Here is an 18,186-nt window from a genome sequence, read left to right on the forward strand (position 1 = left end):
TCACCCGTTCGCCACTCGAGTACCCGCAAGCGGGCCTTTCCGTTCGACTTGCATGTGTGAAGCACGCCGCCAGCGTTCGTCCTGAGCCAGGATCAAACTCTCCAACAAAAACTTGTCGCGCACCGCGCTCTTGCGAACCCGGTGACTCACAGTATGTGTCGAAGCATGCCCTGACCGATTTTCACGAGACACTCAAGCAAAGTGCCCCAAGGAAAAGACAGTCAAAAACAGTACCAGCCAGAACCACTCAGGAACCTAGCCCCAAGCATCCCAGCCAGCCCACACGCTGACCATCCAAACACCCTGTTGAGTTCTCAAACAACACGCCACAACAAAGACTTCATCCGTTTTGGGATTCGTTCTCCGCCGGAGCAACCCGAACAACATTACTAGTCTCAATTCGCGATGTCCAACCGGGGGTGATTGACCCTGGTCACATGCAATTGAGCCTCTATGGAGTCTCAGGTGATCCCCGCGCTGCGATCCGGACCGCGCCGTGGCTCTGAGAGCCAGTCGCGTGCCTCCGTGATCTCCGAACCGGCTTGGCCGTTCCGTTCCCCCGCGGGCAGAGACAAATATACACACCCTCGAAGGGGCCGAAACCAGGGGGGTCACCTGTCGTTCAACGTTACGCTTGACCTGCGAAGACGGCAAGCACTTCGCAGAACACGGCGGCAGGTCGGCAGGGACGACCGCCGTCGCGGACCGTCTTCAGGCGTCAAGTTCGACTGTTAGCCTGCGAGCGAAGGAACTCCGACTGAAGGAGAAGGCATGTCAGTCACTCGCAACGCACGCACCCGATGGACCGGCGGTCTCCAGGACGGCGGCGGTGTCACCAGCTTCGTGTCGTCCGGCCTGCCGGACACTCCGGTGACCTGGGCGTCGCGCGCGAACGACCCGGAGGGCAAGACCAGCCCCGAGGAGCTCATCGCCGCGGCCCACGCCTCTTGCTACTCCATGGCGCTCTCGGCGGGCCTGGGCAAGGCCGGCTACACCGCGGAGGAGATCGTCTCCGAAGCCGGCGTCGACTTCAAGCCCGGCACGGGCATCACCGGCATCGCGCTCACCGTGCGGGCCGTGATCCCCGGGATCGAGAAGGACGAGTTCGACGAGATCGCGGCGGCGACCAAGGACGGCTGCCCCGTGAGCCAGGCGTTGAAGTCGGTCCCGATCTCGCTGGAAGCGACCCTGGGCTAGGGGGTTGCGGCGGCTCTGGTTAGGGTCGTCACAATCAACTGAAAACTTCATATTCACGCACAGTGTGCGCGAAAGCATCGGGTGCACCATCCGTGGCGGAAACACCACGGAGCCGACAAGGACACGAGTCCGCGGAGGCCGGGTGAGCGTTGGTTTCGCGCACTTGTTTGTAATCAGGGCCCTGCCGGCCGCGTTGCAAACCGACAACCGCAAGAGGAGGGAGTTCTCGTGACTGCTCCTGAAAGCACCGGTAGGCGGTTCCACGCCTACACCATTCGTCATCTCGACGATCTGCTCCAACGAGCGCCGCTGTCGGAGGAGCAGCGGCTTCGCACCAGGGCCGTCGCATCGGTCCTGCCGTTCCGGACGAACCAGTACGTGGTCGATGAGCTCATCGACTGGGACCGGCCGTTCGAGGACCCGATGTTCCGGCTGGTGTTCCCGCAGGAGGACATGCTTCCGGCGGAGGACGTCGACCGCATCGCGGAGCTGCTCAAGGCCGATGCCTCCAAGCAGGAGCTGACGGCCGCGGCGAACGAGGTGCGGTTCCGGCTCAACCCGCATCCGGCGGGCCAGCTCCAGCTCAACATCCCGAAGGAGGGCGAGGAGCCCATCCCGGGGCTCCAGCACAAGTACCGCGAGACGGTGCTGTTCTTCCCGCAGCAGGGCCAGACCTGCCACGCCTACTGCACCTACTGCTTCAGGTGGGCGCAGTTCGTGGGGATCGCCGACCTGAAGATGGCGAACAACGACGTGGAGCAGCTCACCGGCTACGTGCGGGAGCATCCCGAGGTGAGCAGCGTGCTGCTGACCGGCGGCGACCCGATGATCATGGGCGAGCCCGTGCTGCGGCGCTACATCGAGCCGCTGCTGGGCATGGACCACGTCGAGTCGATCCGCATCGGCTCGAAGGCGCTCGCGTACTGGCCGCAGCGGTTCGTGACGGACCCCGACGCGGACGACACGCTGCGGCTGTTCGAGCAGGTCGTGGACTCGGGGCGGAACCTCGCGTTCATGGCGCACTTCTCGCACCAGAAGGAGCTCGAGTCCGACATCGTGCGGGAGGCGGTGCGGCGCATCCGGTCCACGGGTGCGGTGATCCGGACCCAGGCGCCGCTCATCCGGACGATCAACGACGACGCGGACCAGTGGGCCGGGATGTGGAGGACCCAGCACCGCATGGGGATGATCCCGTACTACATGTTCATCGAGCGCGACACCGGTCCGCAGGAGTACTTCTCGGTGCCGCTCGCGCGGGCCTGGGAGATCTTCCGGGACGCGTTCGCGCAGGTCTCCGGCTTGTGCCGGACCGTGAGGGGCCCGTCGATGTCGGCCACGCCGGGCAAGGTCGCGGTGGACGGGGTCGTCCAGATCGGCGAGGAGAAGGTGTTCGCGCTGCGGATGCTCCAGGCGCGGGACCCCGAGATCGTCGGGATCCCGTTCTACGCGAAGTTCGACGAGAACGCCGTGTGGGTGGACGACCTGAAGCCCGCGTTCGCGGACAGGTTCCCGTTCCAGTAGACCCGTCCTCATCGGCTGGACGGCGTCTGCACTGAAGTACGGCGCGAGCCGGAGCGGCCTGGACCGCTCCGGCTCGCGGCGTGTCAGGCGACGTGCAGGGCGAACCCGGTGGCGCCCTCGGGTTCGAGGCCGGGCTTGAGGCGCCGGTCGGCGTCGTAGTCCTCGGCCTGCTTGCGGTAGGCGATCGGCGCGGACTCGGCGACGGTCTCCAGGCGCGAGCGCAGTTCCTTCACGGCGTCGGCGTAGTCGGACTCGCCGAATCCCGGGTGGGCGCCGGTCACCACCACCGGCGGCAGGACCTGCATGCCCGTGTAGAACAGGACGCCGTGCTGGAGCGGGAAGAGCAGGCTGTCGATGTCGCCGTTGACGCCCCGGTCGGAGAGGTGGGACTCGGCGGCGCCGGTGGTCACGACGACCATGGCGCGCTTGCCGGCGAGGACGCCGTCGCCGAAGCGGGGCCAGTCGCGGGAGGTGCCGTAGCCGAAGCCGTTGGTGAAGACCCGGTCGATCCAGCCCTTGAGGATCGCGGGGACGGTGTACCACCACAGCGGGAACTGGAGGATCACCAGGTCGGCGGCGAGGAGCTTCGCCTGCTCGGCCGTGATGTCCGGGGCGATCGTGCCCCGCTCCCACGCCTCCCCGGCGGCGGGCATGAACGCCGCGTTCTCGGTGGGGCCGAAGTCGTCGTAGTCGGCGACGGCCTTCCAGCCCATGGCGTACAGGTCGGAGACCGTCGCGGTGTGGCCGAGGGCTTCGAGGGTCCGGACGGCCTCGTCGCGGAGCGCGGCGTTCAGGGAGGCGGCGTGCGGGTGGGCGTAGACGATGTGGATCTGCATGGGGACCATGCTGCGGCCGATCCCGGAGGTCTGCCAGACGTCTGTTCGACCTGGGGTCGTTCGACCCTAGGACTGACAGACCTAGGCACCGCGGCGCGGACCCGGGCATGCTTGCCGCGGAGGTTTGAGTGATGTCATCTGATGCGACCGGGATCCACAAGCTCGAGGACGTCGTGGACTTGGGCAAGTTCCTGCAGGCCAGGCGGGCTCGGGTGAACCCCGGCGAGGTCGGGCTGCCGGACGACGCGCGGCGCCGGGTCCCGGGCCTGCGGCGCGAGGAGCTGGCCCTGCTGGCCGGGGTGAGCGTGGACTACTACACGCGCCTGGAGCAGGGGCGGGCGAAGCGGCCGTCCGATCAGGTGCTCGACGCGGTGGCGCGCGCGCTGCGCCTGGACGAGACCACGCGGGCGCACCTGCACCGGTTGGCGGGGAACTCCCGGCGCGACATGCTGCGCGAGCGCTCGGGCGTGCGGCCCTCCCTGGAGACGATGCTCGCGGCGATCGACGGCTTCCCGGCGCTGATCCTCAACCACCGGCAGGACGTCCTCGCCTCGAACCGGCTGGCCCGGCTGCTGTACGGCGGTTTCGGCTGGGAGCTGGAGTCGGGTCCGAACTTCGTGCGGCTGCTGTTCGACGACGACTCGCGGGAGTTCTTCCCCGACTGGTACGCGGTGTGCTCGCACGAGACGGTGGCGCAGCTGCGGAAGATGGCGGCGCTGTTCCCCGACGACGCCGAGATGACCGCGCTCATCGGCGAGCTGTCGGTGCGGCACCGGGACTTCGCGGAGATGTGGGCGCACGCCGAGGTCATGGACTGCAACATCGGATGGGTGCGGTTCGAGCACCCGATGGTGGGCCTGCTCCAGCTGTACAAGGACCAGTTCCGGGTCGCGGACGGCTCCGGGCAGATGCTCGTGACGCTGACGGCGGCGCCGGGCACGGACGGGTACGAGAAGCTGGCGCTGCTGGGGGCGGAGGGGTAGTCCCCCGCCCCCAGGCGGCTAGCGGATCGTGAGCTGCTCGGTGACGCTGGTCCAGTCGGCGCCGCCGCGGCCGGTGGCGCTGAGCTCGTCGAGGCGGCTGAGGAGCGGTTCGAGGAAGTCGGCGCCGACGCCCTGCTCGCGGGCGGCGGTGACGAGCGAGCCGATCGCGGCGCGGGTGAAGTCGACGCTCTGGCCGCCTTCGTACGTGCGCTCGTCGATGACGGCGCCGAACTGGTCGAGGTGCGGCAGGATCGCGCCGAGCCAGCCGGTGACCTCGGCGGCCGTGGCGGCGGCGGGGACGCCGACCGTGCGCATCATCGCGGCGGCCTGCACGAGCCCGCTGAACATCTGGTACATCGCGGTGAGCAGGGCCATGTCCTTGAGCGAGGCGAGCCCGGCGTCCTCCCCCTCGTAGTCGGCGGCGCCGAGGACCGCCAGCGCGTCGTGCGCGGTGTCGTAGGCGGTGCGGTCGCCGGAGTAGAGGATCCGCGAGGCCGGGGTGCCGATCATGTCCGGGGTGGCCATGATGGCGCCGTCGAGGTAGGTGAGGCCGTGGTCGGCGGCCCAGGCGGCGGTGTCGCGGGCCTGGTTGGGCGTGGTGGTGGTGAGGTTGACGATCACCTTGTCTTTGAGGTCGGCGGCGAGCGGTTCGAGGTGTTCGCGGACGCTGGCGTGGTCGAGGAGGACGACGAGGATGGTGTCGGCGAGCGCGGCGGCGTCGGCGGGGGTGGGTGCGGCGCGGGAGCCGGCTTCGGTGTGGGGTGCGGTCTTGGCGGCGGTGCGGTTCCATACGACGGTGTCGTGGCCGGTGTCGCGGAGGCGGGCGGCGATGGCGGATCCCATGGCGCCGAGGCCGAGGACGGCGGTGGTCCGGTTCGTCATGTGCGGCTTCCCTTCGATGGTCTTAGCGGGGGACGGTGAGGCGGTCGATGATGCGGGGCCAGTCGCTGGCGCCGTGGCCGGTGGCGGCGAGTTCGTCGAGGAGCCGGCGGTGCGGTTCGAGGAGGGCGGCGCTGACGCCCTGCTCGCGGCTGGCGGTGATGAGTGAGGCGAGGCCGTGGCGGTCGAAGTCGACGCTCTGGCCGCCGGTGTCGTAGGCGGCGCCGTCGATGATGGCGGCGATCTCCCTGCCGTGCGGGAGCATGGCGGCGAGCCAGGCTTCGACTTCGGCGGCGGTGTCGGCCGCGGTGGCGCCGGCGGTGCGCATCATGGCGATGGCCTGGAGGTAGCCCATGAGCATGAGGTCCATGGCGGCGAGCAGGGCCGTGTCCTTGAGTGCGGCGAGGCCGGGGTCGGTGCCGGTGTATTCGGCGGTGCCGAGGGTGTCGAGTGCGGTCCGGGCGATGGCGTAGGCGTTCTCGTCGCCGGAGTAGAGGAGGCGGGCCTCGGGGGTGCCGATCATGTCCGGGACGGCCATGACGGCGCCGTCGAGGTAGGTGATGCCGTGGTCGGCGGCCCAGGCGGCGGTGTCGCGGGCCTGGTTGGGCGTGGTGGTGACGAGGTTGACGACGACCTTGCCGCGGAGGTGCGCGGCGGCGGGGTCGAGGTGTTCGCGGACGCTGGCGTGGTCGAGGAGGACGACGAAGACGACGTCTCCGGCGTCGGCCGCCGCGGCGACCGTGGGTGCCGCGTGTGCGCCGGCCGCGGTGTGGGGTGCGGTCTTGGCGGCGGTGCGGTTCCAGACGGTGACGGTGTATCCGGCGGTGCGGAGGCGGTGCGCGACCGCGCTGCCCATGGCGCCGAGGCCGAGGACGGTGAGGTTGCCTTGCATGGGCGGGCCCTTCTAGTGGTCGCCGCGGAAGAGGCGGTAGACGGGGACGACGGCGCCGGTGCGCTCGGTGGCGTCGAGTGCGCGCTGGTAGTAGTCCTGGATGGTGCGGGTGATGGCGGCGTCGACGCCCGCGTCCTCGCTGGCGTCGATGACGTGCTGGGCGCCGGCGTGCATCATCTTGAGGCTGGCGAGGTCGTCCCAGCCGCCGTTCTTGGCGGCCTGCGCGAAGTAGAGGGAGAAGTCGCGCTGGCTGCCGGCGTCGTCCTTGCTGAGTTCGAGGAAGGTGTCGATGTCGCCGCCGGAGCGCTCGATCATGGCGAACGCCTGCTGGAGCGAGATGAGGTAGGCGTGGAACATGGCGAGTCCGGCCTGGTAGTAGAGCTGGGCGAGGCCGTAGTCGCCGCCGAGGTGGACGTTGGCGCAGAGCGATTCGAGCATGGGCCGCAGCTCCTCGTGGAGGTCGGCGGGGCCGCTGACGTAGAGCTTGGAGGCCGGGTGGGCGATGTCGTCGCTCTGGGTCATGTAGGCGCCGGTGAGGAAGCGCGCGCCGCGGGCGAGGACCCAGTCGGCGCCCTTGGCGGTGTTGGCCGGGGAGTCGGAGGAGAGGTTGACGACGGTCTTGCCGGTGAGGTCGGCCGCTTCCAGGACGCCGTACATGGCGTCGTAGTGGATGAGGGAGAGCAGGACGGTGTCGTTGGCGGCGACGGCTTCGGCGGCGGTGGCGGCGGGTTTGGCGCCGAGTTCGGCGAGGGCCTCGGTCTTGCCGGGGCTGCGGTTCCAGACGGTGACGTCGTAGCCGGCGGCGAGGAGGAGGCGCACGGTGGCGCGGCCCATCGGGCCGAGGCCGAGGACGGAGACGGACTTGATTGCAGACATGTTGGGCCCCTTCGGGAGTGGTGATCCATGGTTCGTGTTGACGGGTTCCATGGTCGGTCGGCCCGGGTAGGCTCGGCAAGACCGCACTTCCAGGTGGGGTTGCTTACGTCGAGGTTCGAAATACGGTCGGGAGGCGTGCGACGGTGGCGATGGGTGACGGAGATCAAACCTGCGGGATGACGATCGCGATCGACGTCGTGGGCGGCAAGTGGAAGATGCACCTCATGTGGGTGCTCGCCGAGGGGCCGGTGCGGTTCGGGCAGATCCGGCGCAAGCTCGACGGGGTGAGCGAGAAGGTGCTCGCGGAGAACCTGCGGCAGCTGGAGGCGAGCGGGGTGGTGCACCGCGAGCTGTACGCGGAGGTGCCGCCGCGCGTGGAGTACTCGCTGACGCGGCTCGGGGAGTCGCTGAACGCGGCGCTCGCGCCGTTGGAGGCGTGGGGCGACGAGCACCGCGAGGCGGTGGAGACGCGGCTCAAGGTCGCGGCCTCCTAGGGGCTCAGAGCGGCGGGGCCTCGCGGCGGCGGTACTCGCGGCCGCCGAGGGTGCGTTCGAGGAGGAGTTCGTCGACGAGTTCGCGGCGGAGCGTCAGCGGGTCGTCGTGGACTTCGGCGAGCGCGTCGGTGACCTCGGCCTGCGTGTAGACGCGGTCGAACTCGAAGAGCCGTTCGGCGAGGTCGCGCAGGACCGCGACGCGGGTGGCGCGGCGGGTGGGGATGACGGTGAGGCGCCCGGCCGTGTAGAGGTGCGCGACGCCCGGGTCGGTGCCCTCGGGCGCGTCGGGGACGGTGGAGCGGGCCGCGGCGGCGGCGTCGCGGAAGACCCGGGGGTCGGCGCGGAGGCCGCTCTCGGCGGAGGTCACGAGTCCGGCGCGGACGAGCCGCGGGATCGCCTGGTCGGCGCCGGGGTGGTCGCCGCGGAGCGCGGCGAGGCCGGTGCCGTTGTCGCCGGCGAGGACGATCGCGGCGAAGACGCGGAGCCGGGCGGGGTCGGCGAGGGCCTTGACGATCTCGTGGCTGGGTTCCATGGACCCACGATCGCCGCGGGCGCCTGCGGCGTCAAGGAGTTTTAGGCCCCGGCGATGGCGCGGAGGCGGTCGAGGGTGACACCGTCGAGCGTGGTGAGCCGGTGCGCGGGGATCTCCGGGGGCAGGGCGACCTCGCTGGGGACGGCGAAGGCGACGGCCCCGGCGGCCAGCGCGGACTCGGTGCCGGAGCGGGAGTCCTCGATGACGGCGGCGCGGGTGATGTCGACGCCGAGTTTCGCGGCGGCGGTGAGGTAGGGCTCGGGGTCGGGTTTGCGGGCCTGGACCTCGTCGCCGCAGATGATGACGTCGAAGTTGGCGGGGTCGAGGGTCCGGAGCAGGACCTCGGTGAGTTCGCGCGCGGTGGAGGTGACCAGGGCGGTGGGGACGCCGGCGGCGCGGACCTCGAGCAGGAGTTCGCGGGCGCCGGGCTTCCAGTCGACGCCGGCGGCGAAGAGGGTCTTCATGCGGTTGCGCAGCCAGGCGACGTGCTCGGGGAAGTCCTCGACGGGGAGGCCGAGGTCTTCGAGCAGGAAGATGACGGAGGCGTCCTCGTTGGAGCCGACCATGCGGTCGCGGACCTCGGGGCGGAGGGTGCCGCCGAGGAGGACGGCGAGTTCTTCGAGGGCGACGTCCCAGCGGGGTTCGGAGTCGAGGAGGGTGCCGTCCATGTCGAAGAGGACGGCCTGCGGGAACACGTCGTGCGCGGGGGCGGTGTCGGTCTGCTCGGTCACGCCTAGAACGGTATCGGTGGCGGGCGCGGGCGCGGCCGTTTCGCCCGTTCCGGGCGAGGAGGCTCACAGCCCTCAGGCGAGCCCGGCGCGGTGGTGGCGGCGGCACAGGACGGTGTAGGAGTCCATGTCGCCGACTTCGACGAGGTCGCCGGAGAAGACCATGACGCCGTCGCGGGTGCGGGCGTTGTGGGTGCCGCGCTCGCCGCACCAGCAGTTGACGCGGACGGGGAGCTCCTCGACGCGGTCGGCGAGTTCGATGAGGCGCTGGGAGGCGGGGAAGAGGCGGCCGAGGAAGTCGGTCTTGAGGCCGAAGGCGTAGACGTCGAGGCCGAGGCCGTCGACGGCGTCGGCGAGGTGGTTGATCTGCTTGGGGGCTTCGAGGAACTGGACCTCGTCGACGACGACGTACGGGGGGCGGAGCGCGGCGAGGTCGTCGTAGATGTCGAAGCCGGGCTTGACCTCGCGGGCCTCGTGGGCGAGGCCGAGGCGGCTGGAGACGACGCCTTCGCCGCCGCGGTCCATGGAGGTGTAGACGACGCCCTGCCCGCCGAGGGAGTGGTGGTACTGGAGGGCGAGCGTGGACTTCCCGGCGTCCATGACGCCGAGGTAGGCGACGAGTTCGTGCGACATGGCCCCTATGGTGCCGTCCCGGCGGCGCGGGGGTGAACGGAGTTCCCGGGTCGGTGCCCGGCGCCGCACGGGCGCCGGGCGCTCGCCGGGGTCACTTGGCGTTGAAGTAGCTCGCCTGGGGGTGGTGGAGGACGATCGCGTCGGTGGACTGCTCCGGGTGGAGCTGGTCCCCTTCGGACAGTTCGACCCCGATGCGGTGGGCGCCGAGGAGGTCGACGAGGGTGGCGCGGTCGGCGAGCTCGGGGCAGGCCGGGTAGCCGAAGGAGTAGCGGCAGCCGCGGAAGTCGACGTCGAGGATGCCCTTGAGGTCGGCGGGGTCGGCGTCGGCGACGGTGCCGCCGCCGGGCAGGGTCCACTCGCGGCGCATGCGGCGGTGCCAGTACTCGGCGAGGGACTCGGTGAGCTGCACGGTGAGGCCGTGCACTTCGAGGTAGTCGCGGTAGGCGTTGGCCGCGAACAGCTCGCCGGTGTACTCGGAGACCTTGGAGCCCAGGGTGACCAGCTGCATGCCGAGGACGTCGAGCTGCTCGCCGTCCTTGGCGCGGAAGAAGTCCGCGAGGCACAGCCGGCGCCCCTGGCGCTGGCGCGGGAAGGTGAAGCGGGCGCGCTCGGCGTGGCCGTTCTCGTCGAGGACGACGAGGGTGTTGCCTTCGGCGTAGGCCGGGAAGTAGCCGTAGGCGACCTTCGCTTCGAGGACGTTGTCGGTGGCGAGGCGGTCGAGCCAGTAGCGCAGGCGCGGGCGGCCCTCGGTCTCGACCAGCTCCTCGTAGGAGGGGCCGTCGCCGCGGGTGGGCTTGAGGCCCCACTGGCCGAGGAAGGTCGCGCGCTCGTCGAGGAGCGCGGCGTACTCGGAGGTCTGGATGCCCTTGAGGACGCGGGAGCCGAAGAACGGCGGCACCGGGATGTCGACGTCGGTGTCGACGTCGGAGCGCACGGACGTGTCGTCGAGGTCCGGGAGGGTGTCGGCGACCATCGTGGCCTGCTTGGCGCGCCGCTGGCGGCGCAGGGCGATCTTCGCGTCCTGCTCGGGGTCGGACATGGGCGTGCCGGTGCGGCGGGCGGTCATGACCTTGTTCATGAGGTCGAGGCCCTCGAAGGCGTCGCGGGCGTAGTGGACCTGGCCGCCTTCGAACATCTCGCGGAGGTCGTCCTCGACGTAGGCGCGGGTGAGCGCGGCGCCGCCGAGGAGGACCGGCCACCGGGTGTGCATGGAGCGGGCCATCATCTCGGCGAGGTTGTCCTTCATGATGACCGTGGACTTGACGAGGAGGCCGCTCATGCCGATGACGTCGGCGGAGTGCTCCTCGGCGGCGTCGAGGATGGCGTTGATCGGCTGCTTGATGCCGAGGTTGACCACGGTGTAGCCGTTGTTGGACAGGATGATGTCGACGAGGTTCTTGCCGATGTCGTGGACGTCGCCGCGGACGGTGGCGAGGACGATCGTGCCCTTGTCGGTGGAGTCGGCCTTGTCCATGTGGGGTTCGAGGTGGGCGACGGCGAACTTCATGGCCTCGGCGGACTGGAGGACGAACGGGAGCTGCATCTGGCCGGAGCCGAAGCGGTCGCCGACGACCTTCATGCCTTCGAGGAGGTGGTCGTTGATGATGTCGAGCGGACGCCTGCCCTCGGCGAGCGCGGTGTCGAGGTCGGTGTCCATGCCGTTCTTGTCGCCGTCGATGATGCGCTGGGCGAGGCGTTCGCCGAGCGGGAGGGCGGCGAGGGCTTCGGCGCGGGCCTCCTTGGAGCCGGCGAGGCTGACGCCGTCGAAGATCTCGATGAGCTTCTGGAGCGGGTCGTAGTCCTCGGTGCGGCGGTCGTAGACCATGTCGAGGGCGACCTGCTTGTGCTCCTCGGGGATCTGCGCCATGGGCAGGATCTTGGAGGCGTGGACGATGGCGCTGGTCAGGCCCGCTTCGACGCATTCGCTGAGGAACACGGAGTTGAGGACCTGGCGGGCGGCGGGGTTGAGGCCGAAGGAGATGTTGGAGATGCCGAGCGTGAAGTTGACGCCGGGGTAGATCCGGGCGATCTCGCGGATGGCCTCGATGGTCTCGACGCCGTCGCGGCGGGTCTCCTCCTGGCCGGTGGAGATGGGGAAGGTGAGGGCATCGACGAAGATGTCCTCGATCCGCATCCCCCAGGTGCCGGTGAGGTCGTCGATGAGGCGGGCGGCGACGCGCACTTTCCAGTCGCGGTCGCGGGCCTGGCCCTTCTCGTCGATGCAGAGGGCGACCACGCCCGCGCCGTGCTCGGCGACCAGGGGCATCATGCGCTGGTAGCGGGAGTTCGGGCCGTCGCCGTCCTCGTAGTTGACGGAGTTGACGACGCATTTGCCGCCGAGGGCTTCGAGGCCGGCTTCGACCACGTTCGGCTCGGTGGAGTCGAGCATGATCGGGAGCGTGGAGGCGGTGGCGAAGCGGGCGGCGAGGACCTTCATGTCCTCGGCGCCGTCGCGGCCGACGTAGTCGACGCACAGGTCGAGGAGGTGGGAACCGCCGCCGGCCTGCTCGCGGGCGATCTCGACGCAGCGGTCGAAGTCGGCGGCGAGCATGGCGTCGCGGAACGCCCTCGAGCCGTTGGCGTTGGTGCGCTCGCCGACGTTGAGGATCGAGGCGTCCTGGCGGAACGGCACGTGGTGGTAGGAGGAGGAGACGCCCGGTTCGAGGACGGGGGTGCGGTCCTTGGGCTTGACGAGGTCCTCGGGGGCGCCGTCGGGGGCGGTGAGGCGGGCGCGGACGGCGCGGATGTGGTCGGGGGTGGTGCCGCAGCAGCCGCCGACGAGGCTGACGCCGAAGTTCGTGACGAACTCCTCGTGGGCGTCGGCGAGCTCCTCGGGGGTGAGCGGGTAGACCGCGCCGTTCGGGCCGAGGACGGGCAGGCCGGCGTTCGGCATGACCGAGATCGGGACGGGCGAGTGGCGCGAGAGGTAGCGGATGCTCTCGCTCATCTCGTCGGGCCCGGTGGCGCAGTTGAGGCCGATGAGGTCGATGCCGAGCGCGGCGAGGCTGGTGAGGGCCGCGCCGATCTCGCCGCCGACGAGCATCGTGCCGGTGGTCTCGACGGTGACCTGGGCGATGATCGGGACGCGGGTGCCGAGGGCCGCGTTGGCGCGCTTGGCGCCGATGACGGCGGCCTTCGCCTGGAGGAGGTCCTGGGCGGTCTCGACCAGGAGCGCGTCGGCGCCGCCCTCGATGAGGCCCGCGGAGCACTCCTCGTAGTGGTCGCGCAGGAGCGCGAACGGCGCGTGGCCGAGCGTGGGCAGGCGGGTGCCGCCGCCCATCGAGCCGAGGACGAAGCGCGGCCACGCGGGCGTGGCGTACTCGTCGGCCTTGCTGCGGGCGAGGGCGGCGGCGGCGCGGGCGAGCTCGCGGGCGCGGTCCTCGATGCCGTACTCGACCAGGCCGCCGTAGTTGGCGTTGAAGCTGTTGGTCTCGACGCAGTCGGCGCCGGCCGCGAGGTAGGCGTCGTGGATGCCGAGGACGATGTCGGGGCGGGTCACGCACAGGATGTCGGACAGGCCCTCGTGGCCGTCGTAGTCCTCCATCGTCGGGTCGAAGGTCTGGAGCATCGTGCCCATGCCCCCGTCGGCGATGACGACGCGGCGCTTCAGGGTTTCGAGGAAAAGACTCTGCTCAGACACGAGGCCAAGGGTACTTGCGGGTGCCGCGGAGTGGGAAGGAGGTTTCACTGGCTGGACATCGAGTACAGCGAAGATCACACCCGGTCAATATGCTGGAGGGATGGTCGTCCTCTTCGTCTTCGTGTGCATGCTCGTCGGCTCGTACTTCGTGTACTGGGCGGTCCGCCAGGGGGTGCGGGACGCCCTCGAGGACGACGAGAAACGCCGGCTCAAGAAGGCGCGTCCGGGGCGTAGCATCGAGACCGAGTAGCCCCCGGCCCCGAAGGGACGCGCATGGACACCGTTGACAGTCGCCTGTGGACCGAGGTGACGGATCCCGCGAAGCTCCGGGAGATCGTCGGCACGCCGATGTCCCGCGCCGCCGAGAAGGAGCGGTTCCGGCTGCACCCCAGGGACCTCGAGTGGCTGGCCGCCTCCCCCTACGTGGTCGTCGCGACCACCGACGCCGAGGGGAACTGCGACGCCTCCCCCAAGGGCGACCCGCCCGGGATCGTCCACGTCCTCGACGACACCACCGTCGCCATCCCCGAGCGCAAGGGCAACCGGCGCGTCGACGGGTACATGAACGTCCTCGCCAACCCCCACGTGGGCCTGCTGTCGGTCCTGCCGGGCCGGCGCGAGACGCTGCGGATCAACGGGCGCGCCCGGGTGGTCTCGGACGCGCCCTTCTTCGAGGACATGGTCGTCAAGGGCCACAAGCCGATCCTCGCGCTGGTGGTCGAGATCGACACGATCTTCTACCACTGCGGCAAGGCGTCGATGCGCTCCGGCATCTGGAACCCGGAGACCTGGGACCCCGACGCGCTGCCCTCGCAGGCGCAACTCGTCAAGGAGACCCAGGTCGTCGCGGAGACCGTCGAGCAGCTCGACGAGTACTACGGCGAGACGTACAGGAAGCAGCTCTACTAGCGCCTCCCGCCGGGCGGTGCTTCGGGGCGGCCCGCCAGGACCGCCCGCTCCGCCGCACGGTGTCGGCCCGCTAGGCCGCGTCCGCCTTCAGCCGCTCGATCGCGTCGTCGTCGCAGTTCTCCCAGAACTCGCCGACGACGTCCTCCAGCCGGTCCATCGAGCCCGCGTCGAACAGCTTGTCCTGGTAGTGCGTGATGTCGTAGTCGATGGTGCCCATGGTGACCAGGTCGAGCGGCAGGATCGTCATGTCGCGGAACTCGTCGATCTCCCCGTACGAGGAGCAGATCCCCGCGCCGTACGCCTTGAGCCCGTCGCCCTCGCTGATGACCCCGAACTCCAGGGTGAACCAGAAGACGCGCGAGACGAACTCCAGCGCCTCCTCCGAGTGCACGCGCCGCGCCGCATCCCCGGCGGCCCGGTACAGGGCCGCGAACCGGGGCGCAGCGAGGGCGTTGGCGTGGCCGATGACCTCGTGGATGACGTCCGGTTCGGGCGTGTACAGCGGCACCGAGTGGTGCCGGATGTACTGGGTCGCGTGGAACCTCCCGTCGGCGAGCACGCCGTAGAACTCGCGCAGCGGCACCAGCCCGGCCGCGGGCATGTAGCTGAAGCCCGTCAGCGGCTCCAGCAGCTCCGAGACCTCGTGGAGCTGCGGGATGTGGTCGGCGGGGAGCTTCAGGCGCTCCGAGCCGTCCAGGTACTCGCGGGAGGCCAGGGCCTGGTGCTTGATGGCGAGCTCGGCGCTCGCGAGGCGCCAGATCTCGTGTTCGGCGTCGGTGTAGTCGACCGTCGGCATGGGTAGGCCGGGCTTCCACTCCAGTGCCAGGGCCGCGATGGCGTTGCGCCGGTCGCGGTATTCGGCGTCGGCGAATCCCGGGTGGGTCTCACCCAGCTCGACGACGACCGTGCCGTCCGCGTCGGTGTTGACCGGCGCGAAGTACTGTCCTTCTTCAAACATGCCTCCAGTCCACCAGGTGGGACGCGGCCTGTCAACGCGGTCGGGACTTCAGGCGAACCTGAGTTTCGCGGGCGTCTCGGCCGGGGCCGATTTGCCCAGGAACGCGCGCCGCATCCCGTGGAAGCCGTGCCGGTCGTCGAACATGTCGCGCGCCATCTCGGCGAGCTCGATCGTCCGGTAGTACGACAGCGGCTTCGACGCGGCCCGGCGCCGCGACTTCGCCGCGAACATGCGCCCGCGCGTCACCGGGTCGTTGTAGCCGAACGCCACCGCGCGCAGCCAGCGCTGGAACTCCTCCCAGTCGCGGGGCCCGACGGCCCCGATGAGGCCCGTGCGGGCGGCCTCGGACGCCGAGATCGGGAGCTTGTCCCCCAAAAGCCGCGCGGCCTGCCGCTCCCCGATCCGGTCGGCGACCGACCAGGTGTGGAGCTCGGAGCCGAAGATGCCCATGTCGTAGTACGGGTTGAGGACGACGCCGTCGCGGGCGACGGTGACGTCGGCGCACAGCCCGGCCATGACCCCGCCGGCGCCGGCGTTCGCGGTGAACGCGGCGACGGTGAGCTGGTCGGCGCCGGCGATGGCGACGCAGAGGTCGTCGATGGCGTTGATGTTCGCCCACGCCTCGGCGGCCGGGTCGGGGGCGGCGTCGATGACGCCGAGGTGGATGCCGTTGGAGAAGGCGTGCTCGGTGCCGGTGAGGACGAGGATGCGGGTGTCCTCGGCGAGGGCCTTCTCGACCGCCTGGGTGAGGCGGTGGCACTGCTCGGTGTGCATGGCGCCGTTGTAGGAGCGGAGGCGCAGGAACCCGATGTCGCCGTCGCGGCGGTAGGCCGTCTCGGCGAGCGCGGCGGGCGCCTGCTTGAACGGGGCGTCCTTGGGGTCGACGACCATCGACGCGGGGAGCTTGGGGCCGCGGCGGCGGTCGAGGGTCGCGGCGTAGCCGACCCAGAGGGTGCCGCAGCCGGTGGCGAAGGCGACGGCCTCGGCGTCGCGGCCGACCACGGTTCCGGGCTCGGCGCCGGTGTGCTCGTCGGTGGCGGCGGCGTCGAAGAGGCAGTAGCCCTGGCCGTTGAGTTCGGCGGGCGCGCCGGGGGCGCCGTCGGCGGCGGCGATGCGGCGGGCGAGGTCGGCCGCTGGTGCGCGCCAGTCGAGCGCGAACGCGGGCCGGCGCAGCAGCGGGAGCTCCCCGGTGCCGGGGACGGCGCGGGGGTGCTCGTCGGCGGGCCGGGGGCGCTCGCCGTTCGCGACCTTGCGGACGACGGCGGCGACGCACTCCATGGCGGCGTCGGCGACCCGGCTGTTGTAGAGCGCGGACTTGGTGATGCCCTCGGGCACGTCGAAGGTGAACGAGGCCCAGACCGGGCCCGCGTCCATCTCCTCGACCGCCGAGAGCGCGGTGACGCCCCAGCGGGGGCTGCGGCCCAGGAGGGCGTGGTCGAGGGAGGAGGGGCCCCGGTCGCCCACCGGGCCGGGGTGCACGATGACGGTGGTCCACCGGCGCCAGACGTCTTCGGGCACGCGGTGCTTGAGGAACGGGCAGAGGACGAGGTCGGGGTCGACCCGCTCCACCGCCGCGGTCAGGGATTCCGGGGTGTGCGCGGGCGCGAGTTCCACGCCGACGTCGTGGCCCTGCTCGCGCAGGGCGCACCACACCCGCTGAGTGAGACCGTTGAAACCGGACGCAAGCAGCAGAATCTTCAATTCGACTCCAGGAGGATGGGGAGTCGGCCACGCTCAGTAGTTAAGCGTACCGATACTCGGCATATCGCACAATCAGCGCGTGCAGTCTATGCCGAGCAATCCTCCGATCGTGTCGCGGGCGAGACCGGTTGCGGAGGGATCCTCCCCGCCTGCGGAGAGTGTCCGCTCGGCCCAGGCGTCAACCACCGCGAGGGCGCCCGGAGTGTCGAGGTCGTCGGCGAGGCGCTCGCGGACGGCCGTGAGCATCGCGCCGGCGGGGACGGCGAGTTCGCGCGAGACGGCCTCGCGCCAGCGTCCCAGGCGCAGCTCGGCCTCGGCGAGGACGGCCGCGCTCCACTGCCGGTCGGCGCGGTAGTGCCGGGCCATGAGGGCGAGGCGCACCGCGGAGGGGTCGACGCCCTCGGCGCGGAGCTTGGAGACGAACACGAGGTTCCCCAGGGACTTCGACATCTTCTCGCCGTCGAGGCCGATCATCCCGGTGTGGACGTACGCGTTCGCGAAGGGCCGCTTGCCGGTCAGGGTCTGGGCGTGCGAGGCGGACATCTCGTGGTGCGGGTAGACCAGGTCCGAGCCGCCGCCCTGGACGTCGATCTGCTCGCCGAGGTAGTCCAGGGCGATGCACGCGCACTCGATGTGCCAGCCGGGGCGGCCGGGGCCGACCTCGGTGTCCCAGGAGGGCTCGCCGTCGCGGGGGGCGTTCCACAGGACCGGGTCGAGCGGGTCGCGCTTGCCCTCGCGGTCGGGGTCGCCGCCGCGCTCGCGGGCGTACGAGGTCATCGTGGCGCGGTCGTAGTTCGACTCCTCGCCGAACGCCGGGTCGGCGGCGACCGCGTAGTAGACGTCCCCGGACTCGTGGCGGTAGGCGGCGCCCTTGGCGAGGAGCTGGGCGACGGCCTTGCCGACCGAGGGGATGGACTCGACGGCGCCGATGTAGTGGCGTGGCGGCAGGACCCGCAGGGCCTCCATGTCCTCGCGGTAGAGCGCGGTCTCGCGCAGGCCGAGGACCTGCCAGTCGGTGCCGTCGCGCTCGGCGCGCTCGAACAGGGGCTCGTCGACGTCGGTGACGTTCTGGGCGTAGTGCACGTCCAGGCCCTGGTCGAGCCAGTAGCGGTGCACGAGGTCGAACGTGATCATGGTGGCCGCGTGGCCCAGGTGCGTGGCGTCGTAGGGGGTGATGCCGCACACGTACATGCTCGCGCGCTCGGCTCCCGGGTCGACCGTCTCCCGAGGCCGCGCGGTCGCGGTGTCGTGCAGGCGCAGGGCGGGGCCGTGGCCGGGCAGGGCGGGTACGTGCGGTGCGGTCCAGGATTCCATGCCCGCGATCCTATTTCGGAAACGCGCCGTGCGGCCAGCGCGGGCGCGGATCGGGACGCGGTCTCATGCGCACCTGAGGCTTTCCCGCGATTC

General features: G+C 70.6%; 17 protein-coding genes and 1 rRNA gene. 6 read left to right on the forward strand and 12 right to left on the reverse strand.

Annotated elements, in window-relative coordinates; translation table 11 throughout:
- Positions 1-108, reverse strand: a 16S ribosomal RNA gene (locus tag BLS99_RS12495); the annotation flags it as partial.
- Positions 109-771: 663 nt separating this feature from the next.
- On the opposite strand from BLS99_RS12495, the gene BLS99_RS12500 reads away from it, so the two are divergent.
- Both BLS99_RS12500 and BLS99_RS12505 read left to right on the forward strand, forming a co-directional pair.
- Positions 772-1,197 (forward strand): OsmC family peroxiredoxin, encoded by a 426-nt coding sequence (locus BLS99_RS12500; protein WP_091049725.1) that lies wholly within the window; start codon positions 772-774, stop codon positions 1,195-1,197.
- Positions 1,198-1,425: 228 nt separating this feature from the next.
- On the forward strand, positions 1,426-2,718 hold the full coding sequence (locus tag BLS99_RS12505; RefSeq protein ID WP_091049727.1) for a KamA family radical SAM protein: 1,293 nt from the start codon (positions 1,426-1,428) through the stop codon (positions 2,716-2,718).
- 83 nt (positions 2,719-2,801) lie between these two features.
- Here BLS99_RS12505 and BLS99_RS12510 read toward each other — a convergent pair whose 3' ends face one another.
- Positions 2,802-3,554, reverse strand: a complete 753-nt coding sequence (locus tag BLS99_RS12510) for an NAD(P)H-dependent oxidoreductase (protein ID WP_091051353.1) — start codon at positions 3,552-3,554, stop codon at positions 2,802-2,804.
- A 131-nt stretch (positions 3,555-3,685) separates the two neighbouring features.
- Here BLS99_RS12510 and BLS99_RS12515 point away from each other — a divergent pair, with 131 nt between their 5' ends.
- Entirely contained in the window at positions 3,686-4,537 is an 852-nt protein-coding gene (locus tag BLS99_RS12515; RefSeq protein ID WP_091049731.1) for a helix-turn-helix transcriptional regulator, read from the forward strand.
- Between the two features lie 18 nt (positions 4,538-4,555).
- On the opposite strand, the gene BLS99_RS12520 is transcribed toward BLS99_RS12515, so the two are convergent.
- The 3 genes from BLS99_RS12520 to BLS99_RS12530 are packed head-to-tail and all read right to left on the reverse strand — an operon-like array spanning position 4,556 to position 7,184.
- Entirely contained in the window at positions 4,556-5,419 is an 864-nt protein-coding gene (locus BLS99_RS12520; protein WP_091049734.1) for an NAD(P)-dependent oxidoreductase, read from the reverse strand.
- 22 nt (positions 5,420-5,441) lie between these two features.
- Positions 5,442-6,308 carry an NAD(P)-dependent oxidoreductase gene (locus BLS99_RS27420; RefSeq protein ID WP_091049738.1) on the reverse strand — a complete coding sequence of 289 codons (867 nt, stop codon included), beginning with the start codon at positions 6,306-6,308 and terminating at the stop codon, positions 5,442-5,444.
- A 12-nt stretch (positions 6,309-6,320) separates the two neighbouring features.
- Positions 6,321-7,184 (reverse strand): NAD(P)-dependent oxidoreductase, encoded by an 864-nt coding sequence (locus BLS99_RS12530; RefSeq protein ID WP_091049742.1) that lies wholly within the window; start codon positions 7,182-7,184, stop codon positions 6,321-6,323.
- A gap of 149 nt (positions 7,185-7,333) precedes the next feature.
- On the opposite strand from BLS99_RS12530, the gene BLS99_RS12535 reads away from it, so the two are divergent.
- The gene (locus BLS99_RS12535; RefSeq protein ID WP_342761278.1) at positions 7,334-7,678 is read left to right on the forward strand and encodes a winged helix-turn-helix transcriptional regulator; all 345 of its coding nucleotides are present in this window, start codon (positions 7,334-7,336) and stop codon (positions 7,676-7,678) included.
- A gap of 4 nt (positions 7,679-7,682) precedes the next feature.
- On the opposite strand, the gene BLS99_RS12540 is transcribed toward BLS99_RS12535, so the two are convergent.
- The 4 genes from BLS99_RS12540 to metH form a co-directional block, all read right to left on the reverse strand.
- Complete coding sequence (locus tag BLS99_RS12540) at positions 7,683-8,210, reverse strand: DUF2087 domain-containing protein (protein ID WP_091049748.1); 528 nt, start codon at positions 8,208-8,210, stop codon at positions 7,683-7,685.
- 41 nt (positions 8,211-8,251) lie between these two features.
- Positions 8,252-8,941 carry an HAD family hydrolase gene (locus BLS99_RS12545; RefSeq protein WP_245712239.1) on the reverse strand — a complete coding sequence of 230 codons (690 nt, stop codon included), beginning with the start codon at positions 8,939-8,941 and terminating at the stop codon, positions 8,252-8,254.
- A gap of 72 nt (positions 8,942-9,013) precedes the next feature.
- Positions 9,014-9,571: a thymidine kinase gene (locus BLS99_RS12550; RefSeq protein WP_091049752.1), complete on the reverse strand. Its 558-nt coding sequence runs from the start codon at positions 9,569-9,571 to the stop codon at positions 9,014-9,016.
- Between the two features lie 91 nt (positions 9,572-9,662).
- Entirely contained in the window at positions 9,663-13,211 is a 3,549-nt protein-coding gene (gene metH, locus BLS99_RS12555; RefSeq protein WP_245712240.1) for a methionine synthase, read from the reverse strand.
- A gap of 100 nt (positions 13,212-13,311) precedes the next feature.
- Here metH and BLS99_RS26220 point away from each other — a divergent pair, with 100 nt between their 5' ends.
- Together BLS99_RS26220 and BLS99_RS12560 are read left to right on the forward strand one after the other, a co-directional pair.
- A complete protein-coding gene (locus tag BLS99_RS26220) occupies positions 13,312-13,461 on the forward strand; it encodes a hypothetical protein (RefSeq protein WP_176953338.1) in 150 nt (49 codons plus the stop codon).
- Between the two features lie 23 nt (positions 13,462-13,484).
- Positions 13,485-14,120: a pyridoxamine 5'-phosphate oxidase family protein gene (locus tag BLS99_RS12560; RefSeq protein ID WP_091049758.1), complete on the forward strand. Its 636-nt coding sequence runs from the start codon at positions 13,485-13,487 to the stop codon at positions 14,118-14,120.
- 70 nt (positions 14,121-14,190) lie between these two features.
- Here the strand turns inward: BLS99_RS12560 and BLS99_RS12565 are convergent, their stop codons facing one another.
- The 3 genes from BLS99_RS12565 to mshC form a co-directional block, all read right to left on the reverse strand.
- Entirely contained in the window at positions 14,191-15,078 is an 888-nt protein-coding gene (locus BLS99_RS12565) for a phenylalanine 4-monooxygenase (protein ID WP_091049762.1), read from the reverse strand.
- Between the two features lie 48 nt (positions 15,079-15,126).
- The gene (locus tag BLS99_RS12570; RefSeq protein WP_091049766.1) at positions 15,127-16,779 is read right to left on the reverse strand and encodes an enoyl-CoA hydratase-related protein; all 1,653 of its coding nucleotides are present in this window, start codon (positions 16,777-16,779) and stop codon (positions 15,127-15,129) included.
- A 72-nt stretch (positions 16,780-16,851) separates the two neighbouring features.
- Positions 16,852-18,093 carry a cysteine--1-D-myo-inosityl 2-amino-2-deoxy-alpha-D-glucopyranoside ligase gene (gene mshC, locus BLS99_RS12575; protein ID WP_091049771.1) on the reverse strand — a complete coding sequence of 414 codons (1,242 nt, stop codon included), beginning with the start codon at positions 18,091-18,093 and terminating at the stop codon, positions 16,852-16,854.
- Positions 18,094-18,186: the final 93 nt, after the last annotated feature.

Origin of the sequence: Glycomyces sambucus, assembly GCF_900102815.1 — a bacterium.
Lineage (GTDB): Bacteria > Actinomycetota > Actinomycetes > Mycobacteriales > Micromonosporaceae > Glycomyces > Glycomyces sambucus.